21 protein-coding genes and 1 pseudogene are annotated in these 22,900 nt (G+C 60.6%); 11 read left to right on the top strand and 11 right to left on the bottom strand.

The genetic code is table 11. The annotated features are described in order from the left end of the window. The first annotated feature begins 55 nt into the window (after window positions 1–55). Window positions 56–514 (top strand): hypothetical protein, encoded by a 459-nt coding sequence (locus ABMC88_RS01250; RefSeq protein ID WP_349575012.1) that lies wholly within the window; start codon window positions 56–58, stop codon window positions 512–514. After that, the gene (gene arsH / locus ABMC88_RS01245; protein ID WP_349575011.1) at window positions 507–1,223 is read left to right on the top strand and encodes an arsenical resistance protein ArsH; all 717 of its coding nucleotides are present in this window, start codon (window positions 507–509) and stop codon (window positions 1,221–1,223) included. The genes ABMC88_RS01250 and arsH overlap by 8 nt, the downstream gene beginning before the upstream one ends. On the opposite strand, the gene ABMC88_RS01240 is transcribed toward arsH, so the two are convergent. The 4 genes from ABMC88_RS01240 to ABMC88_RS01225 form a co-directional block, all read right to left on the bottom strand. After that, a complete protein-coding gene (locus ABMC88_RS01240; protein WP_349575010.1) occupies window positions 1,220–2,344 on the bottom strand; it encodes a beta-ketoacyl-ACP synthase III in 1,125 nt (374 codons plus the stop codon). The genes arsH and ABMC88_RS01240 overlap by 4 nt on opposite strands. 128 nt (window positions 2,345–2,472) lie before the next feature. Beyond that, window positions 2,473–5,805 (bottom strand): carbamoyl-phosphate synthase large subunit, encoded by a 3,333-nt coding sequence (gene carB, locus ABMC88_RS01235; RefSeq protein ID WP_349575009.1) that lies wholly within the window; start codon window positions 5,803–5,805, stop codon window positions 2,473–2,475. A gap of 151 nt (window positions 5,806–5,956) precedes the next feature. Next, window positions 5,957–6,250 carry a hypothetical protein gene (locus tag ABMC88_RS01230; RefSeq protein ID WP_349575008.1) on the bottom strand — a complete coding sequence of 98 codons (294 nt, stop codon included), beginning with the start codon at window positions 6,248–6,250 and terminating at the stop codon, window positions 5,957–5,959. A 6-nt stretch (window positions 6,251–6,256) separates the two neighbouring features. Next, window positions 6,257–7,018 (bottom strand): alpha/beta fold hydrolase, encoded by a 762-nt coding sequence (locus ABMC88_RS01225; RefSeq protein ID WP_349575007.1) that lies wholly within the window; start codon window positions 7,016–7,018, stop codon window positions 6,257–6,259. A gap of 54 nt (window positions 7,019–7,072) precedes the next feature. Between ABMC88_RS01225 and ABMC88_RS01220 the strand changes: the two genes are divergently transcribed. Further along, a complete protein-coding gene (locus ABMC88_RS01220; protein ID WP_349575006.1) occupies window positions 7,073–7,447 on the top strand; it encodes a hypothetical protein in 375 nt (124 codons plus the stop codon). Here ABMC88_RS01220 and ABMC88_RS01215 read toward each other — a convergent pair. The 3 genes from ABMC88_RS01215 to glyA form a co-directional block, all read right to left on the bottom strand. Next, entirely contained in the window at window positions 7,438–7,842 is a 405-nt protein-coding gene (locus ABMC88_RS01215; RefSeq protein ID WP_349575005.1) for a (R)-mandelonitrile lyase, read from the bottom strand. The genes ABMC88_RS01220 and ABMC88_RS01215 overlap by 10 nt on opposite strands. Before the next feature lie 114 nt (window positions 7,843–7,956). Further along, window positions 7,957–8,175: a hypothetical protein gene (locus ABMC88_RS01210; protein ID WP_349575004.1), complete on the bottom strand. Its 219-nt coding sequence runs from the start codon at window positions 8,173–8,175 to the stop codon at window positions 7,957–7,959. 126 nt (window positions 8,176–8,301) lie between these two features. Continuing rightward, a complete protein-coding gene (gene glyA / locus ABMC88_RS01205; protein ID WP_349575003.1) occupies window positions 8,302–9,591 on the bottom strand; it encodes a serine hydroxymethyltransferase in 1,290 nt (429 codons plus the stop codon). Between the two features lie 216 nt (window positions 9,592–9,807). On the opposite strand from glyA, the gene ABMC88_RS01200 reads away from it, so the two are divergent. Together ABMC88_RS01200 and ABMC88_RS01195 are read left to right on the top strand one after the other, a co-directional pair. Further along, window positions 9,808–10,569: an NAD kinase gene (locus ABMC88_RS01200; protein WP_349575002.1), complete on the top strand. Its 762-nt coding sequence runs from the start codon at window positions 9,808–9,810 to the stop codon at window positions 10,567–10,569. Between the two features lie 344 nt (window positions 10,570–10,913). After that, on the top strand, window positions 10,914–11,111 hold the full coding sequence (locus ABMC88_RS01195) for a CsbD family protein (RefSeq protein WP_349575001.1): 198 nt from the start codon (window positions 10,914–10,916) through the stop codon (window positions 11,109–11,111). 56 nt (window positions 11,112–11,167) lie between these two features. On the opposite strand, the gene ABMC88_RS01190 is transcribed toward ABMC88_RS01195, so the two are convergent. Both ABMC88_RS01190 and ABMC88_RS01185 read right to left on the bottom strand, forming a co-directional pair. Next, window positions 11,168–13,060 carry an AMP-binding protein gene (locus ABMC88_RS01190; RefSeq protein WP_349575000.1) on the bottom strand — a complete coding sequence of 631 codons (1,893 nt, stop codon included), beginning with the start codon at window positions 13,058–13,060 and terminating at the stop codon, window positions 11,168–11,170. 115 nt (window positions 13,061–13,175) lie between these two features. Further along, the gene (locus tag ABMC88_RS01185; RefSeq protein ID WP_349574999.1) at window positions 13,176–15,449 is read right to left on the bottom strand and encodes an NADP-dependent malic enzyme; all 2,274 of its coding nucleotides are present in this window, start codon (window positions 15,447–15,449) and stop codon (window positions 13,176–13,178) included. 181 nt (window positions 15,450–15,630) lie between these two features. On the opposite strand from ABMC88_RS01185, the gene ABMC88_RS01180 reads away from it, so the two are divergent. The 5 genes from ABMC88_RS01180 to ABMC88_RS01160 all read left to right on the top strand — a co-directional run bounded on the left by ABMC88_RS01180 (window position 15,631) and on the right by ABMC88_RS01160 (window position 20,828). Continuing rightward, on the top strand, window positions 15,631–16,023 hold the full coding sequence (locus ABMC88_RS01180; RefSeq protein WP_349574998.1) for a cytidine deaminase: 393 nt from the start codon (window positions 15,631–15,633) through the stop codon (window positions 16,021–16,023). Next, the gene (locus ABMC88_RS01175) at window positions 16,024–17,328 is read left to right on the top strand and encodes a thymidine phosphorylase (RefSeq protein WP_349574997.1); all 1,305 of its coding nucleotides are present in this window, start codon (window positions 16,024–16,026) and stop codon (window positions 17,326–17,328) included. Further along, the gene (locus ABMC88_RS01170) at window positions 17,325–18,527 is read left to right on the top strand and encodes a phosphopentomutase (protein WP_349574996.1); all 1,203 of its coding nucleotides are present in this window, start codon (window positions 17,325–17,327) and stop codon (window positions 18,525–18,527) included. The genes ABMC88_RS01175 and ABMC88_RS01170 overlap by 4 nt, the downstream gene beginning before the upstream one ends. A gap of 15 nt (window positions 18,528–18,542) precedes the next feature. After that, window positions 18,543–19,178 carry a uracil phosphoribosyltransferase gene (gene upp, locus ABMC88_RS01165; RefSeq protein WP_349574995.1) on the top strand — a complete coding sequence of 212 codons (636 nt, stop codon included), beginning with the start codon at window positions 18,543–18,545 and terminating at the stop codon, window positions 19,176–19,178. A gap of 192 nt (window positions 19,179–19,370) precedes the next feature. Next, window positions 19,371–20,828 carry an SPOR domain-containing protein gene (locus tag ABMC88_RS01160; RefSeq protein ID WP_349574994.1) on the top strand — a complete coding sequence of 486 codons (1,458 nt, stop codon included), beginning with the start codon at window positions 19,371–19,373 and terminating at the stop codon, window positions 20,826–20,828. Window positions 20,829–20,847: 19 nt separating this feature from the next. Here the strand turns inward: ABMC88_RS01160 and ABMC88_RS01155 are convergent. Together ABMC88_RS01155 and ABMC88_RS01150 are read right to left on the bottom strand one after the other, a co-directional pair. After that, window positions 20,848–21,285: pseudogene (locus tag ABMC88_RS01155) on the bottom strand (SGNH/GDSL hydrolase family protein); the annotation flags it as partial. A gap of 28 nt (window positions 21,286–21,313) precedes the next feature. After that, window positions 21,314–22,327 carry a hypothetical protein gene (locus ABMC88_RS01150; protein ID WP_349574993.1) on the bottom strand — a complete coding sequence of 338 codons (1,014 nt, stop codon included), beginning with the start codon at window positions 22,325–22,327 and terminating at the stop codon, window positions 21,314–21,316. A 72-nt stretch (window positions 22,328–22,399) separates the two neighbouring features. On the opposite strand from ABMC88_RS01150, the gene ABMC88_RS01145 reads away from it, so the two are divergent. Next, window positions 22,400–22,861 carry a GNAT family N-acetyltransferase gene (locus tag ABMC88_RS01145; protein WP_349574992.1) on the top strand — a complete coding sequence of 154 codons (462 nt, stop codon included), beginning with the start codon at window positions 22,400–22,402 and terminating at the stop codon, window positions 22,859–22,861. Window positions 22,862–22,900: the final 39 nt, after the last annotated feature.

The following is a 22,900-nucleotide window of genomic DNA, read 5'->3' as shown; positions in this document are numbered from 1 at the left end:
CTTCAAATTGCTCTATATGTTAATTCGGACGACATATTCGAATGAGGAAATGACGATGGATGCTGCCGGTAACTATCTGAAGAAACATACCGAGGCACTGGTGAAAGCCGTAGGCGTCGAAGCGGCCTGTGAAGTGACAGGTAAATCCAAGGCGACGTTGGGGCGGTATTATTCCGACCACGACGAACACGCGGATCGCTTCATGCCTGTCGACGCGGTTGCGGCGCTGGAAAAAGCGGCGGGATATCCCCATCTGACGCAGGCCCTGGCCGAGCTTTCGAGTGCGCATTTGCAGTATGACGAGCGGCGGCCCAACGACCAGTCTACGGGCACTGTGAATTCCGATGTCATCGCGCTGAGTCAACGTTTTGCGATGCTGATGGCCGAATACCAGCAATCCATGGAAGATGGCAAAATCTCGATCAATGAAGCGAAGCGATTGTTGAAAGAAACAACAATGTTGCAGCAGGTTCTGGTCGATATGAAGCTGCATCTGGAAGACGAAGGTGTCTGACGATCTGCCCGCTCTGGTGCAGGACAGCTTGCACCAGATCGACACGGATGCGTTGAACGCGCCCAACGGCCCCACCCACAAGCCCCGCATTCTGTTGCTCTACGGCTCGCTGCGCGACCAAAGTTATTCGCGCCGCGCGGCGGAAGAGGCGGCACGCATTCTGCGCCATCTGGGATGCGAGACAAAGCTGTTTGATCCACGCGGGCTGCCCCAGCCCGATGATGCCGATCCCGATCATCCTAAAGTAGCCGAGTTGCGTGAATTGGCCGTCTGGTCCGAAGGCATGGTGTGGTCCAGTCCCGAACGCCACGGCGCGATGACGGGTATCATGAAAACCCAGATTGATTGGCTCCCGCTGTCCTTGCAGGGGGGGATTCGCCCGACGCAAGGCAAGACGCTGGCGGTGATGCAGGTCTCGGGCGGGTCGCAGTCGTTTAATGCGGTCAACCAGATGCGCATTCTGGGCCGCTGGATGCGCATGGTGACCATTCCGAACCAGTCGAGCATCCCCAAAGCGTGGTTGGAGTTTGACAGCAAAGGGCGCCTGCCTGCAGGGCCATTCTATGCCCGCGTAGTGGATGTGATGGAGGAGCTGGTCAAGTTCACCTGGCTGGTGCGTGGACACGCAGAGTATCTGACCGACCGCTATTCAGAGCGGGTCGAGACGGCAGAGCAGGTGCATAAACGTGTGTCGGAGAAAGATGCCTAGCCGTGCTTTTGCACGATGACCGAGCCTACGGAATATCCCGCCCCGAACGAGCAGATCAGCCCCGTGTCGCCATCGGCCAGATCAGCTGAGTGTTTTGAAAAGGCAATGATCGACCCTGCCGAGGATGTGTTGGCGTAGTCTTGCAGGATGTTGGGTTGCTCGCCTGCTTCGGGCGTGCGGCCCAGAACCTTTTTGCCGATGAAATCGTTCATGGATTTGTTCGCCTGATGCAGCCAAATCCGTTTTAGATCATCCGCTTGGACGCCGTTGTCGGCCATATGGTCCGCGATATGCGTTGATACAAGCGGCAGCACTTCCTTGAACACTTTGCGCCCGTTTTGCATGAACTGCATGTCGCGGCGGTCGGCCACGCCATCGGGACGCGAGCGGCGCAAAAAGCCGTTATTGTTGCGGATGTTGTTGGAGAAGTCCGTAGCGCAACGTGTTGATTTGATTTCAAAATGAGTGCCTGTGGCGTCCTCGGTACGCTCGATCAACACGGCGGTGGCCACATCGCCAAAGATGAAGTGACAGTCGCGGTCGCGCCATTCCAGATGGGCCGAACAAATCTCGGGGTTGACCACCAAAGCCGAACGGATGGAGCCGGAGCGGATCATATCCGCGGCTGCCTGAATCCCGAAGGTAGCCGAGGAGCAGGCGACATTCATGTCGAAGGCAAAGCCGTTGATCTCGAGCAGGTTTTGAATTTCAATTGCAACGGCAGGGTAGGCGCGCTCAAGGTTGGAGGCGGCGCAAATCACGGCGTCCACGTCCGCGGCGGTCTTGCCCGCGTCTGCCAATGCCTTGTTCGCCGCATCCAGCGCCATTTCCGCCATCAACGAGGGTTCATCGTCGCTGCGTTGGCGCAGCAGCGGGTGCATCACCTTGGGGTCAAGGATACCTGTCTTGTCCATGACATAGCGCTGGTTGATGCCAGAGGCTTTGAACACGAACTCTTCGGAGGAATAGTCTTTGGCGACAAGATCACCTGCCTCGATCGCAGCTGCGTTTTCGGCGTTATAGATGTCCACATAGGCGTTGAAGGTCTCGACCAGCTCGGCGTTGGTGATGACCTCGGAGGGCGTGAAAACGCCAGAGCCTGTGATTGCGGGTGTGTACATCTCGTATTCCTCTTTATTCGCGGCAAGTTGCCCCGTGCGCCTGCTGTGGATAATTATTCAGGCCCCTCATGGATGTAAGAAGCCTAGCCCGTTTTGCAAACTCTGCCTACGGCAATCGCGCAGGCACCTTATCCCTGTAGTGACTTCACCTCGATGTCATCTTCGGCCTGCGCCTTGATCGCCAGCGCGGCGGCATAGGCCCCTGCGGCGGTCGTGTAGTAGGGGATGCGGTCATAAAGCGCGATGGAGCGGATGGACTTGCTGTCCTCAACCGCTTGCGCGCCTTCGGTGGTGTTCATCACAAGGTGGATCGCCTCGTCCTTCATCATGTCGGTGATGTCGGGACGGCCCTCGTAGACTTTGTTCACCGTCTCGCAAGCGATGCCTTGCTCTTTCAGCCAGGCGGCGGTGCCACGGGTCGCAATGATGTTAAAGGACTGTTCGCTCAGAATGCGGGCCGCGTTGACCACATCGGCGGTTTTATCCGCGTCTTTGATCGACAAAAAGACGTTACCCGTGCGCGGCAGGATCGTGCCCGCGCCCATCTGCGCCTTGAGGAAGGCGCGGGGGAAGTCGCGGTCCCAGCCCATCACCTCACCGGTTGAGCGCATCTCGGGGCCGAGGATCGTGTCCACACCGGGGAAACGGGCAAAGGGCAGCACGGCCTCTTTGACCGAGAACCAAGGCATGTTGGGATCGGCCAGCGTCATAGGATCACCCAGCGGCAGCACGTCTTTGTAGTCGGTGTTGGTGTCATAGGGCGCACGCAGCGGGAAGTTCGACAGCGGCTCGCCTGCCATGACGCGGGCGGCGATACTGGCGATCGCGGAATCGGTCGCTTTGGCTACGAACGGCACGGTGCGCGAGGCGCGTGGGTTGACCTCGATCAGGTAAATCTCACCGTCTTTGATGGCGAACTGGATGTTCATCAGGCCCACCACGTTCAGTCCCTTGGCCAGCGCTTTTGTCTGCACTTCGACCTGTTCGATGATCGCAGGATCAAGCGAGTAGGGCGGCAGGGAACACGCACTGTCGCCCGAGTGGACGCCCGCCTCTTCGATGTGCTGCATGATGCCTGCGACATGCACATCCGTGCCATCGCTGATGGCGTCTACGTCCAATTCAACCGCGCCGGACAAGTAGCTGTCAAGCAGCACGGGGCTGTCGCCCGACACGACGACGGCTTCGGAAATATAGCGTTCAAGCTGGCTTTGATCGCGCACGATTTCCATCGCACGGCCACCCAGAACATAGGACGGGCGGATCACCAGCGGGAAGCCGATGTCGGCGGCAATCTCAAGCGCTTCGGCGTCGGAGTGGGCGATGCCGTTGTGCGGTTGCTTCAGGCCCAGCTTTTGCACCAGATCGGCAAAACGCTCGCGGTCTTCTGCAAGGTCGATCATGTCGGGCGTGGTGCCAAGGATCGGGATACCTTCGTCTTGCAGGGCTTGGGCGATTTTCAACGGGGTCTGCCCGCCGAACTGTACGATCACACCGTGCAGCGTGCCGTTTTCCTGCTCGACCCGCAGGATTTCCATGACATGTTCCAGCGTCAGCGGCTCAAAATACAAACGGTCCGAGGTGTCGTAATCGGTCGAGACAGTCTCGGGGTTGCAGTTGACCATGATCGTCTCATAGCCCGCGTCGGTGAGGGCATAGCAGGCGTGGCAGCAGCAATAATCAAACTCGATTCCCTGTCCGATGCGGTTCGGGCCACCGCCAAGGATGACAACCTTTTTGCGGTCCGAAGGGCGTGCTTCGCATTCGGCCTCGCCCATCATGGGCGCCTCATAGGTCGAGTACATATAGGGGGTTTGCGCCTCGAACTCGGCGGCGCAGGTGTCGATGCGTTTGAACACGGCCTTCACGCCAAGGTTATGGCGCGCACGACGGATGTTGTCCTCGTCGCGGCCGGTGAGAAGGCCAAGGCGTGCATCGGTGAAACCCATCATTTTCAGCCTGCGCAGCGCGTCCTCGGTGACGGGCAGGCCGTTCTTGCGGACCTCTTCTTCGGCGTCGATGATCTCGCGGATGCGGTCAAGGAACCAAGGGTCGAACATGGTGGTGGCGTGGATGTCGTCGTTGGACATGCCATGGCGCATGGCCTGCGCGATGGTGCGCATACGGTCGGGCGTTGTCAGGCTGATCGCTTTGGTCAGGGCTGCCTTATCCGGCGCGCCTGCGATCTCGATCTCGTCAAATCCGGTCAGGCCCGATTCCATCGAGGCGAGCGCCTTTTGCAGGCTCTCGTGGATGGTGCGGCCAATGGCCATCGTCTCACCCACCGATTTCATCGCGGTGGTGAGATACGGCTCGGAGCCGGGGAATTTTTCGAACGCGAATTTCGGGATTTTGGTGACGACATAGTCGATGGACGGCTCGAACGAGGCAGGCGTCACGCCGGTGATGTCATTGTCCAGCTCGTCCAGCGTGAACCCTACGGCCAGCTTCGCCGCAATCTTGGCAATCGGGAAGCCTGTTGCTTTGGACGCCAGCGCGGAAGAGCGCGACACCCGCGGGTTCATCTCGATCACGACCATGCGGCCATCGGCGGGGTTCACGGCCCACTGCACGTTTGATCCGCCTGTCTCGACGCCGATCTCGCGCAGCACCGCGATCGAGTGGTTGCGCATGATCTGGTATTCTTTGTCCGTCAGGGTCAGCGCAGGGGCTACGGTGATAGAATCGCCTGTGTGTACGCCCATCGGGTCCACATTTTCGATGCTACAAACGATGATCGCATTATCTGCCGTGTCGCGCACGACCTCCATCTCGAATTCTTTCCAGCCCAGAAGGGATTCGTCGATCAGGATCTGGCCCATGGGCGAGGCATCCATGCCCGAGCGGCAGTAGAATTCGTAATCCTCGCGGTTGTAGGCGATGCCGCCGCCCGTGCCGCCCATCGTAAAGGCGGGGCGGATGATGGCAGGCAGGCCGATGTCCTCAAGCGATTCGAGCGCGAGGACGACGCCAGCGGCGAGGTCTTTCTTGCCGTCCGCGTCTTTGGGCGCGGTGCAGATCGTGGCGCGTGGGTTTTCGATGCCCAGACGGTCCATCGCTTCGCGGAACAACTGGCGGTCCTCTGCCATTTCAATGGCTTCGCGCTTGGCGCCGATCATCTCGACGTTGAATTTGTCCAGCACGCCCATTTCTTCCAAAGCGAGCGAGGTGTTCAGGCCCGTTTGCCCGCCCATGGTCGGCAACAGCGCGTCGGGGCGCTCTTTTTCGATGATCTTGGCGACGATCTCGGGGGTGATGGGCTCAATATAAGTGGCGTCGGCCAGCCCCGGATCGGTCATGATCGTCGCAGGGTTGGAATTGACGAGGATGACGCGGTAGCCTTCCTCTTTCAATGCCTTACAGGCTTGGGCGCCCGAGTAGTCGAATTCGCAGGCTTGCCCGATGACAATTGGCCCCGCCCCAATGATCATGATCGACTGGATGTCGGTTCTCTTTGGCATGGCGGCAGCCCCCTATGAATTTCGCAAACTTTCGCGGTTATAAGTGTTGGGCTGTGGGGTGCAAGGTGGAATCTTTGCCCGCGGGTCTACAGGCGGGGCGGGCAAAATCTCATAGAGATTTTGGGCACAGAATTTGGGACAAATTCTGGCGCTACTGCGCGATGAGTTCGAGCCAGCCTAAAGCTGCGGCAAGGATGATGAAGCCAACAAAGAGCCCAATCGCGATGAGCCAATGTATAAACGTCTTGCGGCGCTTGCCTTCTTTGGGGAACCAGCGGAATTTACGTAACCACCCCAGCACGATGTCCATGAACATCAAGACGAACAGGACATGGCGGAAAAATACATAGAAAAACAAGATGGCCAGAACCGTACCAGCCATGACGTTCGTGGGGCTGATTTCCCAGCTGTAGCTGGCAGTGGAGGCTGTGTATGTGGTTTCCATATGGCCTCAACTGTCCAGAAATGCGCGCACGGCGGCCTCAAACGCGCGGGGGCGTTCCGCGTGCAACCAATGGCTGGCACGGGGCAGTTTCGCAAAACGTGCGGCAGGGAACAGCGGTTTGATCAGGGGGCGGTGTTCGGGCAAGACATAGTCGCTTTCGGCCCCGCTGAGGAAGAGTGTCGCGCCCTCAAAGCTGCCCGTCACGTCCGGAAAGCCGATGATGTGATCCATCTGCGCGTCCAATACGTCCAGATTAAGCCGCCACTGTTTGCCCGCAACATCCAGCGATTGGGTGAAGAAGCTCTGCAACTGGGGCGGCACGCCTTGAGCTGCCAATTGCTCTGCCGCTTCCGAGCGGCGGGTCACCACGCTTAGATCAACCGCTTTCATTGCGGCAATCTGGTGGGATTGGGAGTGGTCATAGGGGACTGGCGCAATATCGGCCACGATCAGGCGGCGCAGCAACTCAGGATGGCGCAGCGCCATCACCATGGATGCCTTGCCCCCCATCGAATGACCGCACAGGTCCACGGGACCACCGATATGGCGGATCAGCTCGGCCAGATCATCGGCCATGTCCTCATAGGTCTGCGTCTGTGCCCGCGGGCTGTGCCCGTGGTTGCGCATGTCGGGCGTGATCACACGGCGGGTGTCCGACAGCCGTTTGGCAATCACCCCCCAGTTGCGCCCCGAACCATAGAGCCCGTGTGCAATGACCAGCGGCGGGGTGTCCGCAGGGCTTTCCCCGAATTCAGTAAAACTCAGCATCCCATAGCCCTAGCGCCATTGCAGCGCAGAGGCCAGCAGCTTAGACAGACAGATATGATCACCGACAAGGATATGGCAGCCAAGTCACGCAAATTGCGCGGGTTGATGCAGCAAAAGCTGGACGTGCGCGGGCGCGATCTTCGGCAATCGTTGCGGCGTGCGGGGCGGCGGTTGCCGCGCGGGGTGCGCAAAAGCGGCGCGGCCCTGATGCGCGCAGAAATGTTGGCGCATAACCCCAAGACCGCGAGGCAGATCGATGCCGAACAGGTCCAACAGGACTATGACAAACTGTACAACCATCTGCATACCATCGACGTGGACGAGGTTCGCAAATCGCGCCTGCTGAGCATTACAGGCGCGATTGTTGCCAATATCATTCTGGTTGCGGTGTTGTTTATCGTCTGGCTGTGGTGGCGCGGCTACGTTTGATCGGCGTTGTATTGCGCGTCCGTGACATGCTCCAGCCATGTGACCGAGGTGCCGTCCAGTTCTTCCTGAAGGGCAATGTGGGTCATTGCGACATCTTTTGCCGCACCGTGCCAGTGTACTTCCTCAGGCTCGAAATAGACGGTGTCGCCAGGGCGGATCACTTCTATGGGGCCGCCCTTTCGTTGCACCAACCCTTTGCCCGCCGTCACGATCAGCGTCTGGCCCAGCGGATGGGTGTGCCACGCAGTCCTTGCACCTGCTTCAAATGTCACGGTCACGCCGCGTAGGCGGGCGGGTGCCGGCGTGTTGATCAGCGGGTCCATGCGCACGGTGCCCGTGAAATAGTCGGTCGGGCCTTTGGTGGACGGGCGCGAGCCTGCGGGGTGGATGATCATGGGCGGTGTCCTACAGGATAGGTTAAACTCGGGTATGTTGCATCGAAAAAAACTTAATGAAAAGAGACGGTAGAGGCGCGGCAAAGGTCCGCCTGGAACCCACTGTAGCAAAGGCTACACGGGTAAGCCCGTCACATAATAGACTGGTAAAACGACCGATAGAATATGAGCAAGCGATGCCAGTGGGGGTTCCATCACAACTCCCAAGGTCGATTTCTCCATGCGGAACATTTTTGCCGTTTTGTCTCGGTATCGCTGAGAAAATGCCAACAAGACACCGTATGTCCCAAGTACGGACACGGCGACAACGGCGAAGTTTTCATCTTGTGTCATAGCTGAGACCTTTGGATTTTTGGCCGGGCAATTTTGAGCAAAGTTCGCAAACCAGACCTTCCCCTGAAAACAAAAAAGGCCCCGACATTTCTGTCGGGGCCTTTGCTCAATGTCGTGGCGGTGCGTCTACAGGTTCGGGTAGATCGGGAAGTTGGCGCACATGGCTTCGACTTCCGCTTTTACCTTGGCCTCGATGTCCGCGTTGCCTTCTTCGCCGTTTGCGGCCAATCCGTCGACGACTTCAATGATCCAGTCGGCGATCTGGCGGAACTCATCTTCGCCAAAGCCGCGTGTGGTCCCCGCAGGGGAGCCGAGGCGGATGCCCGATGTGACCATCGGCTTTTCCGGGTCAAACGGCACGCCGTTTTTGTTGCAGGTGATATGCGCACGGCCCAAGGCCTTGTCCACGATGTTGCCTGTTACGCCTTTGGGGCGCAGATCAACCAGCACGACATGGGTGTCGGTGCCGTGGGTCACGGTGTCCAGCCCGCCTTTGATCAACTGGTCTGACAGCGCTTGGGCGTTGGCAATGACCTGTTTGATGTAGGTTTTGAATTCTGGCTGCAGCGCCTCGCCAAAGGCGACGGCTTTGGCCGCGATCACATGCATCAGCGGGCCGCCCTGAATGCCGGGGAAGATGGCCGAGTTGAACTTTTTCGCCAGCGCCTCGTCATTGGTGACGATCATCCCGCCACGCGGGCCGCGCAGGGTTTTATGCGTGGTTGTGGTGGCCACATGCGCGTGCGGGAAGGGGGAGGGGTGCTCTCCTGCGGCGACGAGGCCCGCGAAATGCGCCATGTCCACGTGCAGGTAAGCGCCCACGCTGTCCGCAATCTCGCGCATGCGTTTGAAATCAATCTGGCGGGGGATGGCAGAGCCGCCGGCGATGATCATCTTTGGCTGATGTTCCGTGGCAAGGGCTTGGACTTGATCATAGTCCAGCAGGTTATCCTCACGCCTTACGCCGTATTGAATGGCGTTGAACCATTTGCCCGACTGGTTCGGCTTTGCGCCGTGGGTCAGGTGGCCGCCTGCGTCAAGGCTCATCCCCAGTATGGTGTCGCCCGGTTGCAGCAGCGCCTGAAACACACCCTGGTTCGCTTGTGAGCCCGAGTTGGGCTGCACATTGGCAAAGTTACAGTTGAACAGCTCGCAGGCGCGGTCGATGGCCAATTGCTCGGCCACGTCGACGTGCTGGCAACCGCCATAGTAGCGGCGGCCCGGATAGCCTTCGGCGTATTTGTTGGTCATCACGCCGCCTTGGGCCTCCATCACGGCGGCCGAGACGATGTTTTCGGAGGCGATCAGCTCGATCTCGTTGCGCTGGCGGGCAAGTTCGTTGTTCGTGGCCTCGGCAATCGCCGGGTCGGTATCGGCCAGAGAGCGGGTGAAGAAAGTGTTGGTTTTGGTCGTCATGGAATAGGCTCCTTGAGCGTGAGGGTCCGTTTGGGCGTTTCGTATCGGAAACAATCCCCCGCGTGAAGATGTGAAAGCGACGTGGTATGTATTAGTTGTGGTGCGCAGGGTGTGCAGCCCGCTTTTTGCCGCAGGGGGCGATTTGCACGGGCGGCGCTGGCGCGTGGCGGAATATTATGTTTGTCTGCGTAAACAGCGGCGCGGATCGGAAACATTATGCCCCAGAAAATTGCCTTTTTGGCCAGTTCGACACCCGTGGCGCAGACCGCACGGGCGGCGCTTATCGGGCGGTACGGAAATGTTGCGCCTGAACAGGCCGAGGTGATTGTCGCGCTGGGCGGGGACGGCTTTATGCTGCAAACCCTGCACGAGACGCAAAGCCTGCCTGCGCCTGTTTACGGGATGAACCGCGGGACAATCGGATTTTTGATGAACACCTACGCCGAAAGCGATTTGCGCGACCGGCTAGAGGCAGCGGAGGAGGCGGAGATCAATCCGCTGTCGATGCGGGCCACGCATGAGGACGGGCGTGTGTCTGATGCGCTGGCGCTGAACGAGGTGGCTTTGTTGCGGCAGGGACCGCAGGCTGCCAAGCTGCAAATCACCGTAGACGGGCGATTGCGGATGCAGGAACTGGTCTGTGATGGCGCGTTGGTTGCAACGCCAGCGGGGTCGACCGCCTATAACTATTCAGCCCACGGGCCCATCCTGCCGATTGAGGCGGATGTGCTGGCGTTAACGGCTGTCGCCGCGTTCCGCCCGCGCCGCTGGCGCGGGGCGTTGCTGCCCAAGACGGCGACGGTGCGGTTTGATGTGCTAGAGCCAGGTAAGCGGCCCGTGATGGCGGATGCGGATGGCACAAGCTACCGCGATGTGATTGCGGTCGAGATCCGGTCGGAGCCGAGCATCATCCATAAGATCCTGTTTGACCCGGGGCACGGGTTGGAGGAGCGGTTGATTTCCGAGCAATTCACCTGAGAGGGTAGCGTGTTCGGCAACTGCGGGATTGAGTTTAAGAGCAAAATAAAGAAAAGGGCTGCGCGCGGGGGACTGGTGGTGCTTTAGTATGCCTGCGTGATCTTGGCGCAGCGGGGTGGGGCGTTTGTGTTTGGCTTGTGTTGACGCTCGGCGCTGTGATGAAGGGGGCGGGCGTGTTGTGGGGCCTGCAAAACGGGGGGCGCAAGTGTTGGCATGGAGGCAACGCAAACGCAAAAAATGTGGAACTTTTACCGGATGCCGGGGTTGGGACTGTGAAGCGGCTGGCAGATGACTTGAAGTGATTTGCCGCTGGAAACACGACAGACAAAGATTGGAGACCCGATATGAACTGGGACACAATTCAAGGCAACTGGAAGCAATTCAAAGGTCAGGCACAGCAGAACTGGGGCGAGTTGACCGACGATGATCTGGACCGTGCCGAAGGCAACCGTGAAGAGCTGGAAGGCCGTATTCAAGAGAAATACGGTAAGACCAAGGACGAGGTCAAAGAAGAGGTGGATGCGTTCATCGCCAAGCTTTGAACGCGAAACACTCTAATTGATTGAGCGGCTCCCCCTTTGAGGGGAGCCGTTTTCGTTTAGTCTTTGGCGTAGCCGATAGACTGGAGCGCGGTCTTTATCTCGTCCAAAATGGCGGGGTCATCGATGGTCGCGGGCAGTTTGAATGGCGCACTATCGGCGATCTTTACCATTGTCGCACGCAGGATTTTACCTGATCGCGTTTTGGGTAGGCGATCCACCACCAGCGCCAGTTTGAACGCCGCGACGGGTCCGATCTGGTCGCGGATACGTTGGACGCATTCTGCGGTAATCTCGTCATGGGGGCGGTTCACACCGTTGGTTAGGCAGACAAAGCCCATGGGCGCCTGACCCTTGAGCGGATCACTCACCCCGATCACGGCACATTCGGCAACGTCCGGGTGCCCTGCGAGGACCTCTTCCATCGCACCTGTGCTGAGGCGGTGGCCCGCCACGTTAATCACATCATCGGTACGCGCCATGATATAAAGATAGCCGTCTTCGTCGATCATGCCTGCGTCGCCTGTCTCGTAGAAGCCAGGGAAGGCGGTGAGATAGCTTTTGCGAAAGCGATCTTCGGCGTTCCACAGGGTGGGCAGGGTGCCTGGTGGCAAGGGCAGTTTGATCGCAATCGCGCCCAGCTCCCCTGCGGGCATGGGGTGGCCAGCTTCATCAAGGATTTGCACGTCATAGCCGGGCATCGGCACCGTGGGGGAGCCGATTTTGACGGGCAGCGCCTCCAGCCCCGCAGGGTTGCCCGCGATGGTAAAGCCAGTCTCGGTCTGCCACCAATGGTCATAGACGGGCTTGCCCAATACGTCCTGCGCCCAGACGATTGTATCAGGATCCGCACGCTCGCCCGCCAAGTATAGCGCACGCAGGCAGGAGATGTCGTATTTGCCGACCTCCAGCCCTTTGGGGTCTTCGCGTTTTACGGCGCGGATGGCGGTGGGGGCGGTGAAAAAGCTGCGTACGTTGTGTTCGGATATCACGCGCCAGAAGGTGCCTGCATCGGGGGTGCCCACGGGCTTGCCCTCGAACACCACGGTGGTGTTGCCGTGGACCAACGGCCCGTAAGCGATATAGCTGTGGCCGACGACCCAGCCTACGTCGGACGCGGCCCAGAAGACGTCACCTGGATCGACGTTGTAGATGTTTTTCATCGTCCAGTTCAGCGCCACCAGATGCCCCGCCGTGTGGCGCACGACCCCTTTTGGCGCACCCGTGGTACCAGAGGTATAGAGGATATAGGCAGGATGGTTGCCCGCAACGGCGATACAAGGGGCGGGGGTGCCCGAGGCGATCGCCTCGTTCCACTCGATATCGCGGCCTTCAATCAGATCGCAGGGTGCCTCTTTGCGTTGCAGGATGATGCAGGCGTCGGGTTTGTGGTCGGCCAACTCGATCGCACCGTCGAGGAGAGGTTTGTAATGCACCGTGCGGTTCGGCTCGAGCCCGCAAGACGCGGCGATGATCGCCTTGGGCGCGCAATCGTCGATGCGCACGGCCAGCTCGTTCGCGGCAAAGCCGCCAAACACGACTGAATGCACGGCCCCGATGCGCGCACAGGCAAGCATGGCTTCGATCGCTTCGGGCACCATGGGCATGTAAATAATGACGCGGTCGCCTTTTGTGACGCCTTGCGCCACCAGCGCGCCGGCCAAGGCGGCCACACGGGTCTGCAATTCGGCAAAGGTAATGGTGCGTTTTGTGTCGGTGATGGGGCTGTCGTAAATGATAGCGGCCTGTGCTGCGCGGCCGTTTTCGACGTGGCGGTCAACGGCATTATAGCAAGCGTTCAGATGGGCATCGGCGTACCACTCATAGAGGTCATTGCCCTTGTCGAACAACGCCTGCCGGGGCGGTGTGATCCAGTCGATGGCCTGCGCCTGTTCCAGCCAGAAGGCTTCCGGATCGTCTTTGGCGGCTTGATAAACGTCTGCGTATCCCATTGCGGTATTCTCCCATAACCTGCCCACTGTTTGGCGGTGGAACGGGCAGGCGGCAAGCATTTTTGGCAAAGGGGGGTGCGAAGATGTAAACGAATTTACACCCCCGCCTGTCGCATCAGCCGTAATTATCGACGGGCGTGCCCGCGATGGCAGCCATGTTCAGCAACCCCCGCGCGGTGATCGAGGGGGAGACGACATGCGCGCGATTGCCCATGCCCATCAGAATGGGCCCAACCTCCAGCCCGCTGCCCTTCATCTTCAGAATGTTGCGCACACCCGAGGCCGCATCGGCATGGGCAAAGACCAGCACATTGGCCGGCCCCTCCATCCGGTTGTGCGGGAACAGACGGGCGCGCAGTTCGGGATCAAGGGCCGTGTCGATATTCATCTCGCCCTCGTAGCAAAAGTCGTGGCCCCCTTCGTCCAAAATCGCAATCGCCCCGCGCAACCGCGAGCCGGAGCCCGCACCCTGATTGCCGAATTGCGACTGCGAACACATGGCCACGTTGGGCGTGATGCCAAAGCGGCGGACGTGGCGGGCAGCGCCAATAGCGATTTCGGCCAATTGCTCGGAGGTGGGGTGCTGGTGAACCTGGGTATCGGCGATAAACAGCGGGCCGTCTTCGAGGATCATCATCGACAGCGCCCCGTGCGCACGGCGGCCATCGCGGCCAAGCACTTGTTCGATATAGTTGAGATGCCAGCGGGTTTCACCGAAGGTGCCACAAATCAGGCTGTCGGCTTCTTCGCGGTGGACCATCACGGCGCCAATGGCGGTGGTGTTGGTGCGCATGATTGCACGGGCAATGTCGGGCGAGACACCGCGTCGCGCCAACAGGCCGTGGTACGTTTCCCAATAGTCGCGGTAGCGCGGATCGTTTTGCGGGTTCACCACATCCATGTCGCGCCCGATCTGCAAGGTCAGCCCCGCCTTTTCCATCCGCCGTTCAATGACTTCAGGGCGGCCAATCAGGATGGGGCGTTCGGTGGTTTCTTCCAGCATGGCTTGGGCGCAGCGCAGCACCCGCTCGTCCTCGCCTTCGGCAAAGACAATGCGGCGCGGCGCTGCGCGGGCAGCTTGGAAGACAGGGCGCATCAGCAGGGCGGATTTAAAGACCGAGCTGTCGAGGTTGGCTTTATAAGCCTCGATATCTTCAATCGGCCGCGTGGCGACTCCGGTTTCCATCGCCGCTTTGGCCACGGCGGAGGAGACAATGCCCACAAGGCGCGGGTCAAAGGGTTTGGGGATCAGATAATCCGCGCCAAAGGTCAGCTGCTCGCCCTGATAGGCGGCGGCGGCCTCGGCGCTGGTTGTTTCGCGGGCTAGGGCGGCGATGCCCTCGATACAGGCGATCTTCATCTCGTCGTTGATGGTGGTCGCCCCCACGTCCAGCGCACCGCGGAAGATGAAGGGAAAACACAGTACGTTGTTGACCTGATTGGGGAAATCCGACCGCCCCGTGGCGATGATGGCGTTGGGAGAGACAGCGCGGGCCTCTTCCGGCATAATTTCGGGGGTGGGGTTGGCTAGGGCAAAGATGATCGGCGCATCGGCCATTTTCGCCACCATCTCGGGCTTGAGCACATTCGGCCCGCTGAGGCCCAGAAACAGGTCGGCCCCGTCGATCACATCATCCAGCGTGCGCAGATCGGATTTCTGCGCATATTCGGATTTGATCGGGTTCATATCGACCTCGCGGCCCTCGTAAACCAGCCCGTGAATGTCGCACAGCCAGACGTTCTCGCGTTTGACACCCAGCTTGAGCAGCATGTTAAGGCACGCGATCCCCGCCGCTCCACCGCCCGTGCTGACGATCTTGATATCTTCGAACCTTTTGCCCGCAACATGCAGCGCGTTGGTGGCCGCAGCACCCACCACAATCGCTGTGCCGTGCTGGTCGTCGTGGAACACGGGGATGTTCATCCGCTCGTTGCAAATCCGCTCAACGGTGAAACAATCAGGGGCTTTGATGTCCTCAAGGTTGATCGCGCCAAAGGACGGCTCCAACGCGCAGACGATCTCGGCCAGTTTTTCGGGGTCGGACTGATCCACCTCGATGTCGAAACAATCGATGTTGGCGAACTTCTTGAACAGAACCGCCTTGCCCTCCATCACCGGTTTGGAGGCCAGCGCGCCGATGTTTCCCAGCCCCAACACCGCCGTGCCATTGGTCACCACCGCCACAAGATTTGCGCGGGAGGTATAGAGCGCAGCCGTCGACGGGTCTTCCTTGATCTCGATGCAGGCCTCGGCCACGCCGGGGCTGTAGGCGCGTGCCAGATCACGGCCATTGGCCAGCGGCTTGGTCGCCCGCACCTCCAGCTTTCCGGGTTTCGGGAAGGCGTGATAATCAAGCGCGGCTTGGCGGTTTTTGGCGGAATCGGACATGGGAAACCTCGGGGATTTGAATTTAGTTTAGTATTAAACTATTTTTGATCGAAGGCTAGACGCGAAGTGTTAAGAGTTCGTGCTCTGCGGGTTTGTACGTTTCAATTTCCCCGCGAAATGCCTCTCCCATCTTGGGGCAGAGGCGGCTAGGGTGGAAGGCCAGACAAAAGGGATTCCCACCATGACAGATTTGCGGCAGGCGGCAATGGCGGTGCGTGAAAACGCACATGCTCCTTATTCGGGGTTCAAAGTAGGGGCTGCGATACGCGCAGCATCGGGGGCGGTTTACCGCGGCTGCAACGTCGAAAACGTGGCCTATCCCGAAGGGACCTGCGCCGAAGCGGGCGCAATTGCGGCGATGGTCGCGGCAGGTGAGACCGCTCTGGCCGAGGTTTATGTAGTCGCGGGATCACCCCTGCCTGTGACGCCCTGCGGCGGCTGCCGACAAAAACTGGCCGAATTTGGGGGCGCGGATGTGCAGGTCACCATGGCGACCACGCAAGGCACTGAAGACATGCTCACCATCGGGCAATTGTTGCCCGGTGCGTTTGATCCCTCGTTTTTGGGGGCCTAGATGAACGCGCAATCGATTCTGGCCAAGCTGCGCCATGACGCCCCCCTTAGCGTCGAGGACGTCACATGGGTTGCCGCAGCCCTTGCCGATCAGCGGATGAGCGATGCGCAAGCGGGGGCCTTTGCTATGGGCGTGTGCCGCAACGGGCTGGACCGTGCGGCGCGTGTGGCCCTGACGCAGGCGATGTGTGCATCGGGACAGGTTCTGAAATGGCAGATGGACCAACCGGTATTGGACAAACACTCAACAGGTGGTGTTGGCGATTGCGCAAGCCTGATCCTTGCGCCCGCGCTTGCGGCCTGCGGCGCTTATGTTCCCATGATCTCGGGGCGGGGGTTGGGCCATACGGGTGGCACCCTCGATAAGCTTGAGGCGATCCCCGGGGTTAGCGTCATGCTGGACGAGGCGCGATTGCGTGCGGTGGTTGGGCAGGTCGGCTGTGCCATTGTCGGGGCGACGGGCGATATTGCCCCTGCGGACCGCCGCCTTTACGGCGTACGCGATGTGACGGCGACGGTGGACAGTCTGGACCTGATCACCGCCTCGATCCTCAGCAAAAAGCTGGCGGCGGGCGTTGATGGTCTGGTGCTGGACGTGAAAACAGGCTCTGGCGCGTTTATGAAGGATGTTGGTGCGGCGCGGGCCTTGGCGCGGGCTTTGGTCGAGACGGCGAATGCCGCAGGCTGCCCCACCCGCGCCGTGATCAGCGACATGAGCCAGCCTTTGGTGCCCAGCCTTGGAAACGCGCTGGAGGTGGCCGAGGTGATGCGTGTTCTGTGCGGGGATGCGCAGGGCGCGATTGTTGATCTATGCGCAGCGCTGGGCGCTGTGTTGTTGGCCGGTGCGCAGCTTGCCGAGGACGAGGCCGCAGGCGCGCAGATGATCCGCGCCGCGATCGCAAATGGCCACGCCGCCGAGCGGTTCGGCGCGATGATCGCAGCCCTTGGCGGGCCTGTGCGCTTTGTCGATGACTGGCAACGTTTCCTGCCGGAGGCCACCGTGGTGCGCGAAGTCACGGCCCAGCAGTCAGGCTATGTCCAAAGCATCGATGGCGAAGCCCTGGGCCATGCGGTTGTCGCTCTTGGCGGGGGGCGTGTGGTTGAAAGTGATACGGTCAACCCCGCTGTCGGCCTGTCCGATGTGGCGCGTCTTGGCGGGTACATCGAGAAGGGGCAGCCGCTGGCCGTGATCCATGCCGCCCGCCCTGCGCAGGCGGACCGCGCCGTGACGCAGGTGCGCGATGCACTCGCTTTGGCGGATGCGCCAGCCCCCACACCCGACCTGATTATCGAGCATATCACATGACCGCCCGCCGCGCCTTTTTGGTTGTAATGGATTCGGCTGGCATCGGCGGCGCGCCCGACGCGGCAGAGTTCTTTAATGGCGACAGGTCCGACAGAGGCGCCAACACAATCGGCCACATCGCGCAGGCCTGTGCGCAGGGCCAGTGCGAAGAGGGCCGAACAGGTCCGATAAACCTTCCCACCCTCAGCGCGCTGGGCTTGGGGGCTGCAATCACCCACGCCAGCGGGCTGCACATCCCTGACTTTGATGTGCCGCTGACGGGCACTTGGGGCGCTGCCACCGAAATATCACAGGGCAAGGACACGCCCTCGGGCCATTGGGAGCTCGCAGGTCTTCCTGTGCCGTGGGATTGGGCATATTTTCCGGACAAAGAAGACTCGTTCGATGCGGATCTAATCGCGCAGGTCTGTGCGGCGGCGGGCAGTGACGGCATCCTTGGCAATTGCCACGCGCCCGGCACCGCGATTATCGAGCGTTTCGGCGCCGAGCATATGCGCACAGGCGCACCCATCTGCTATACCTCTGCCGACAGCGTCTTCCAGATCGCGGCACATGAAGAAACCTTTGGCCTCGACCGCTTGCTCGCGCTGTGCGAGGCAATCGCGCCCATCCTGCACAAGCGCCGCGTGGGCCGCGTGATTGCGCGGCCTTTCATCGGCAACGAAGTGGACGGCTTCACCCGCACGCCGCATCGCCGCGATTACGCGATCATGCCGCCGCGCCCCGTGCTCAGCAATTGGGCGCAGGACGCAGGCCGCGCCACTTTTGCAGTGGGCAAGATCGGTGACATCTTTTCGATGCAGGGGTTCGACGCGGTGCGCAAAGGCACCGATGCGCAGCTGATGGGGCATCTGGGCGATCTGGTGCGCGACGCACCGGAGGGCAGCTTTACCTTCGCCAATTTCGTCGAGTTCGACAGCCTTTATGGCCACCGCCGCGATGTGTCGGGCTATGCTCGGGCATTGGAGTGGTTCGACGCCGCGATTGCGCCCTTGGTCGCAAATCTGCGACAGGGCGACATCATGGTCTTCACCGCCGACCACGGCAATGACCCCACATGGAGCGGCACCGACCACACCCGCGAACGTGTGCCTGTTTTGATAGCAGGCGCAGGGGTGGGCAATCTGGGACATATCGGTTTTACCGATGTGGCGGGTTTTGTTGCCGCGCATCTGGGGATAGAAGTGCCCTCAGCATAAATAATGGAGCCTGACATGAGCGATCCGCATCTTACCGTCGTCGATCACCCGCTGGTACAGCACAAACTGACCATCATGCGCGACCGCGACACGCCCACGGCCGTGTTCCGCCAGCTCTTGCGTGAAATCAGCCAGCTGCTGGCCTATGAGGTCACGCGCGGTCTGCCGATGACCACCAAACAGATCGAGACGCCGATGCAGCCGATGGACGCGCCCACGCTGGACGGCAAAAAGCTGGCGCTTATCTCGATCCTGCGAGCAGGCAACGGGTTACTGGACGGTGTGTTGGAGCTGATCCCCTCGGCGCGGGTGGGGTTTGTCGGGCTGTACCGTGACGAAGAAACGCTGCAACCCGTTCAGTACTATTTCAAAGTCCCCGAAGCGATGGAGGACCGTGTGGTGATCGCGGTTGATCCGATGCTGGCCACGGGCAACTCTTCGGTGGCGGCGATTGATCTGCTGAAGCAATCAGGTGCCACCAATATCCGTTTCCTGTGTCTGCTGGCCGCACCCGAAGGCATCGCCCGCATGAAAGAAGCGCATCCCGACGTGCAGATCGTCACCGCCGCCGTGGATGAAAAACTGAACGAGCTGGGCTATATCGTGCCGGGGCTGGGCGATGCAGGCGACCGGATGTTCGGTACGAAATAACGAATCATTTCCGCCGATTCGGTTAACAAAACAGGGCTTTGCCTGCTTTTGGGCGGGCAGGGCCACACAGACCTCGGGTATTTATTGCCGATTCGAAGGCAATATGGCAAAATTAAGGCGATTGTTGCGGCGGCTACTTTACTCACCTCGACGGCTTTGACATGCTTTGCGGATAATTCTGTGGGGGCATGAATGAAACTTAAGAACCTATTCGCAATCGCTTTTATCATGAGTACGGTCAGCGCAGGCGCGTTGTCGGCGCAAACCCGTCCGGGCAGCGAGCCTGCGGAGTTTCCGCCAACGTCCTATAAGGGCAAACAATACGTCGACAGCAAAGGCTGTGTGTTCATTCGTGCGGGCATTGACGGCAACGTATCGTGGGTGCCGCGCCTGACGCGCAAACGCGATGGCGTCTGCGGCTTCCGCCCGACCTTTGCCAATCAAGTGACCGAACCTGCGCCAGCGCCCAAGGCCAAACCTGCGCCCAAGCCTGTTCAAACCGCCGCAGCCAAGCCTGCGCCGAAACCCGTCGCTGCCGCGCCCAAGGTCAAGCCGAAGCCCGCGCCCAAGCGCGTTGTAAAAGCCTCACCCAAGGTCAAGCCAAAGCCAAAGCGCGTTGCCAAAGTGATCCGCCAGCAGGCGCCGCGTCCCGCCGCGCCGCTGATCGTCGAAAAGGCACCAACGCAGGTCAAACGCGTTCAGCGCGTTGTGCGCCCGACCCGCACCGCCACCGTTCAGGGTGAATCGGCCTGCCCGGGTGTCTCGGGCATCAGCAGCCGCTACATGGTCCGTGGCGCATTGGAGGTCCGCTGTGGGCCCCAAACCGCAGGCATCGTCGGGGCGCGGATCTCTACCGCGCCGACGCCGCGTGTTGCGGCCCCAGTGAAGCGTCGCAAGCTGGTACAGATGCAAGCGCCGCAGCAAGTGGCCTCGGCCCAAGGTCCGATCACCGTGCCAAAGCACCGCCGCATCGTGCCGCGCCATGTTGCAGTGAACCGTGTGAACACGACCGATGTGCGGGTGCCACGTGGCTATAAGCGCGTCTGGAATGACGACCGCCTCAACCCAAATAGGGCCGAACAGACCCTTGCGGGCCACGAGGCGATGAACATGATCTGGACCTCGACCGTGCCGCGCCGCCTGATCAATCAGGCAAACGGCGAAGACGTTACGGCCTCGGTGGCGCTGGTCTATCCTTACACGGATTTCAAACGCCAGCAGCGTGAGTTGGGTGAGGTGACAATCGTGCAGCGTCAGGGCCAGACCCTGAAGCGGATCGTGCGCAATGTAACGGGCGTCTTTTCTGCACAGCCGCGTCAGGCGCGTGTGGCAACGGTCAACCGCCAACCTGTCTACTCCAGCCGCTCAACCCCGAAAGCCGCGCCAAAGGCCACGGCAAAACGCGCCCAGCCCAAGGCTGAGGTAGCGGGTCGCGGTTTCGTGCAAGTGGGCAAGTTCACGGATACGGCTGCGGCGCACCGTATGGCGAAAAAGGTACAGCGTATGGGGATGCCCGTGCGCGTGGGCCGCTACACCCGCAACGGCCAGACAACGCGTCTGGTTATCGCAGGCCCCTTTGGCGGTGATGCCGCCGTGGGCCGTGCGGTGAACCGTTTGCGCGGCGCAGGCTACAACGCCTTCGCCCGCTAACTGCACATTGCAATGACAATCAGAATGGCCCGTCGGAGAGTATCCGGCGGGCCATTTCTTTTGCCCATGCCGCATAAATGACAGGGCCGGGGTGAAACCCGTCCTCGGCCATGTCCTTCGGGTCCAGCGTGTCGGGGAAATGCAGGTAGGTACAGTCGCCCTCTGTCTGCAACGCGGCGGCAAGGGCGGTATCAAACCGCTCAGCCCGCCGTCCCAACAGCCAGCGCAGCGGGTTAGGCAGCAATGGAAACGCACCAACTGGCGGGATTTGCGTGACATAGAGACGGCGCAGGCCGCACCGCGTTCGCAGCACCTCGCGCAGTTGCGCATGGCGGCGCAGCCAACCCGCACGCAGGCCGCCGCGGGTCACATCGTTCACGCCCAGAATGATGAGGGCGATGTCCGCTTTGGGCAGATCCTCGGTCTTTAGTCGGGTCAACATTGACGGCGTGGTGGCGCCAGTGCCACCACAGCATCCTGCACGATCACCCGCCGCAGATGCCTTGTAGGCGCAACCATGTGCTGTCTGGCAGCAACGGCTCGGTCTGGCGGTTCTGCATCGGGTCGCCTTCGATCAGGGCCAGCACGGATTCCCCTGTGATATCGCGCGCACGTGCAAAGGGTGTGGCGCGGACGTCCGACGCCTCGAACAGAGCCAGCAGATTGCCCGTGTCAGGGATAAAGGACGGGGCCGTCATCAGATGTTCGGCATAGGCATCAAGGGCGGTGTCCGAGATTTCGCCTGTGGTGAGCAGGCGGAAGTTCTCCCATGGGCCCACAACATCCAAAAGCTCGGCCAGCGGGTCGCGTTCGACCTGCAAGGCCAGCTCGGACAGGATATAGCCTGCGGCGACGTCGGGTTCTTCCCAATCCTCGAATACGGTGCGGTCCAACACGATTACCCCACCGGGCAGGTGCAGGCCCGGACGGCCGAGCGCTGGCACAACGGCCAGTTTCTGCGTCTCGAGCCGCGTGCCAAGGCGGCGCAGGGCGCGCAGGCCCGCAGGGTCATTGCACATGGGGCCGGTCACGCGCTGCATCCGCTCGATCAAGGCGACGCCGATTGCCTCGCGTTTGACTTGGGGGACCACGCGCAGGGTATTGTCACGCATCGCAGCGGGCAACCAGAACAGCACCAGCCCCGCCACGGCAGCGACTGACAGGGCAACGCCCAGCCAGCGCAGCCGCCCGGGACGCGGGCGGCTTTTGGCGATCGCGCTGCGCAACGTCTCAATGGCGTCGATCATCTCGGATTCGTTGGCGGGCAGTTCGAGCGTTTCGCCTTCGTCCCCGTCGGGGTGATAGATTGCAGGGCTGCTGGTGCCATTGCTACGCGCTACTGCGGCCAGTGACCAATGGGTGATCGCCCTGTCGTTCATATCCGTGATCATCAAGGTCGCATCGCCAATAGAGACGATAACCTCGCGCCGTTGCCCGTCGGGATCGGGCCGCCACAGGCCTGTCGCCTCAAGGCGGTCGTATTTGGGAAGCGCAGTCATGGATATATGCTCGGGGTTGTTATCGGGGCACATTATCACTTCAATGGGGCAGAGCAATGGGGAGGGTGCCATATGCAGATCAGGAAGGCAGTGCCCGACGACGTGAGCGCGGTTGCGCAAATATGGCATCTGGGTTGGCATCTGGCCCATGCGGGGCTGGTTGACGCAGATCTGGTGGCGCTGCGCACCCCTGCGGAGTTTCTGGAACGCAGCCGGATGCATCTCGCCAAGACAAGCGTGATTGAAGTGGCGAGCAGTGTGGCGGGATTCTGTATGGTCGACGGGAACGAGGTCTATCAGTTTTATGTCAGTCCCGACTACCATGGCTGCGGCGTTGCTGCTGCCTTGATGAAGGGGGCAGAGGCTGCGGTTGCGGGGCCTGTTGCATGGCTGGGCTGCGCGCAGGGCAACGAGCGTGCGGCCGCGTTTTACCGCAAAGCTGGTTGGGTCAATGTGCGCAGCTGTGCGGCGCAGGTCGAGACCTTGTCCGGCCCTCGCAGCGTTCAGGAATGGATATTCGAAAAGGCGCTATGACGCACGGCAGCTGCAAATTTTTAAGAAAAATTTGTGCAC

It is taken from the genome of Sulfitobacter aquimarinus, from assembly GCF_040149565.1.
Taxonomy (GTDB): Bacteria; Pseudomonadota; Alphaproteobacteria; order Rhodobacterales; family Rhodobacteraceae; genus Sulfitobacter; species Sulfitobacter aquimarinus.
The sequence above is the reverse complement of the archived record's forward strand: the minus strand, read 5'-3'. Positions and strand labels throughout refer to the sequence as shown.

Coding starts and splice junctions, on each gene's coding strand:
- ABMC88_RS01220 (WP_349575006.1), top strand. CDS start 7,073: ATGATCACCGACAAGGATATGGCAGCCAAGTCACGCAAATTGCGCGGG.
- ABMC88_RS01195 (WP_349575001.1), top strand. CDS start 10,914: ATGAACTGGGACACAATTCAAGGCAACTGGAAGCAATTCAAAGGTCAG.
- ABMC88_RS01160 (WP_349574994.1), top strand. CDS start 19,371: ATGAAACTTAAGAACCTATTCGCAATCGCTTTTATCATGAGTACGGTC.
- ABMC88_RS01230 (WP_349575008.1), bottom strand. CDS start 6,250: ATGGAAACCACATACACAGCCTCCACTGCCAGCTACAGCTGGGAAATC.
- ABMC88_RS01190 (WP_349575000.1), bottom strand. CDS start 13,060: ATGGGATACGCAGACGTTTATCAAGCCGCCAAAGACGATCCGGAAGCC.
- glyA (WP_349575003.1), bottom strand. CDS start 9,591: ATGACGACCAAAACCAACACTTTCTTCACCCGCTCTCTGGCCGATACC.
- ABMC88_RS01240 (WP_349575010.1), bottom strand. CDS start 2,344: ATGTACACACCCGCAATCACAGGCTCTGGCGTTTTCACGCCCTCCGAG.
- ABMC88_RS01145 (WP_349574992.1), top strand. CDS start 22,400: ATGCAGATCAGGAAGGCAGTGCCCGACGACGTGAGCGCGGTTGCGCAA.
- ABMC88_RS01170 (WP_349574996.1), top strand. CDS start 17,325: ATGACCGCCCGCCGCGCCTTTTTGGTTGTAATGGATTCGGCTGGCATC.
- ABMC88_RS01225 (WP_349575007.1), bottom strand. CDS start 7,018: ATGCTGAGTTTTACTGAATTCGGGGAAAGCCCTGCGGACACCCCGCCG.
- ABMC88_RS01175 (WP_349574997.1), top strand. CDS start 16,024: ATGAACGCGCAATCGATTCTGGCCAAGCTGCGCCATGACGCCCCCCTT.
- ABMC88_RS01200 (WP_349575002.1), top strand. CDS start 9,808: ATGCCCCAGAAAATTGCCTTTTTGGCCAGTTCGACACCCGTGGCGCAG.
- ABMC88_RS01215 (WP_349575005.1), bottom strand. CDS start 7,842: ATGATCATCCACCCCGCAGGCTCGCGCCCGTCCACCAAAGGCCCGACC.
- ABMC88_RS01150 (WP_349574993.1), bottom strand. CDS start 22,327: ATGACTGCGCTTCCCAAATACGACCGCCTTGAGGCGACAGGCCTGTGG.
- ABMC88_RS01185 (WP_349574999.1), bottom strand. CDS start 15,449: ATGTCCGATTCCGCCAAAAACCGCCAAGCCGCGCTTGATTATCACGCC.
- ABMC88_RS01250 (WP_349575012.1), top strand. CDS start 56: ATGGATGCTGCCGGTAACTATCTGAAGAAACATACCGAGGCACTGGTG.
- ABMC88_RS01210 (WP_349575004.1), bottom strand. CDS start 8,175: ATGACACAAGATGAAAACTTCGCCGTTGTCGCCGTGTCCGTACTTGGG.
- carB (WP_349575009.1), bottom strand. CDS start 5,805: ATGCCAAAGAGAACCGACATCCAGTCGATCATGATCATTGGGGCGGGG.
- upp (WP_349574995.1), top strand. CDS start 18,543: ATGAGCGATCCGCATCTTACCGTCGTCGATCACCCGCTGGTACAGCAC.
- ABMC88_RS01180 (WP_349574998.1), top strand. CDS start 15,631: ATGACAGATTTGCGGCAGGCGGCAATGGCGGTGCGTGAAAACGCACAT.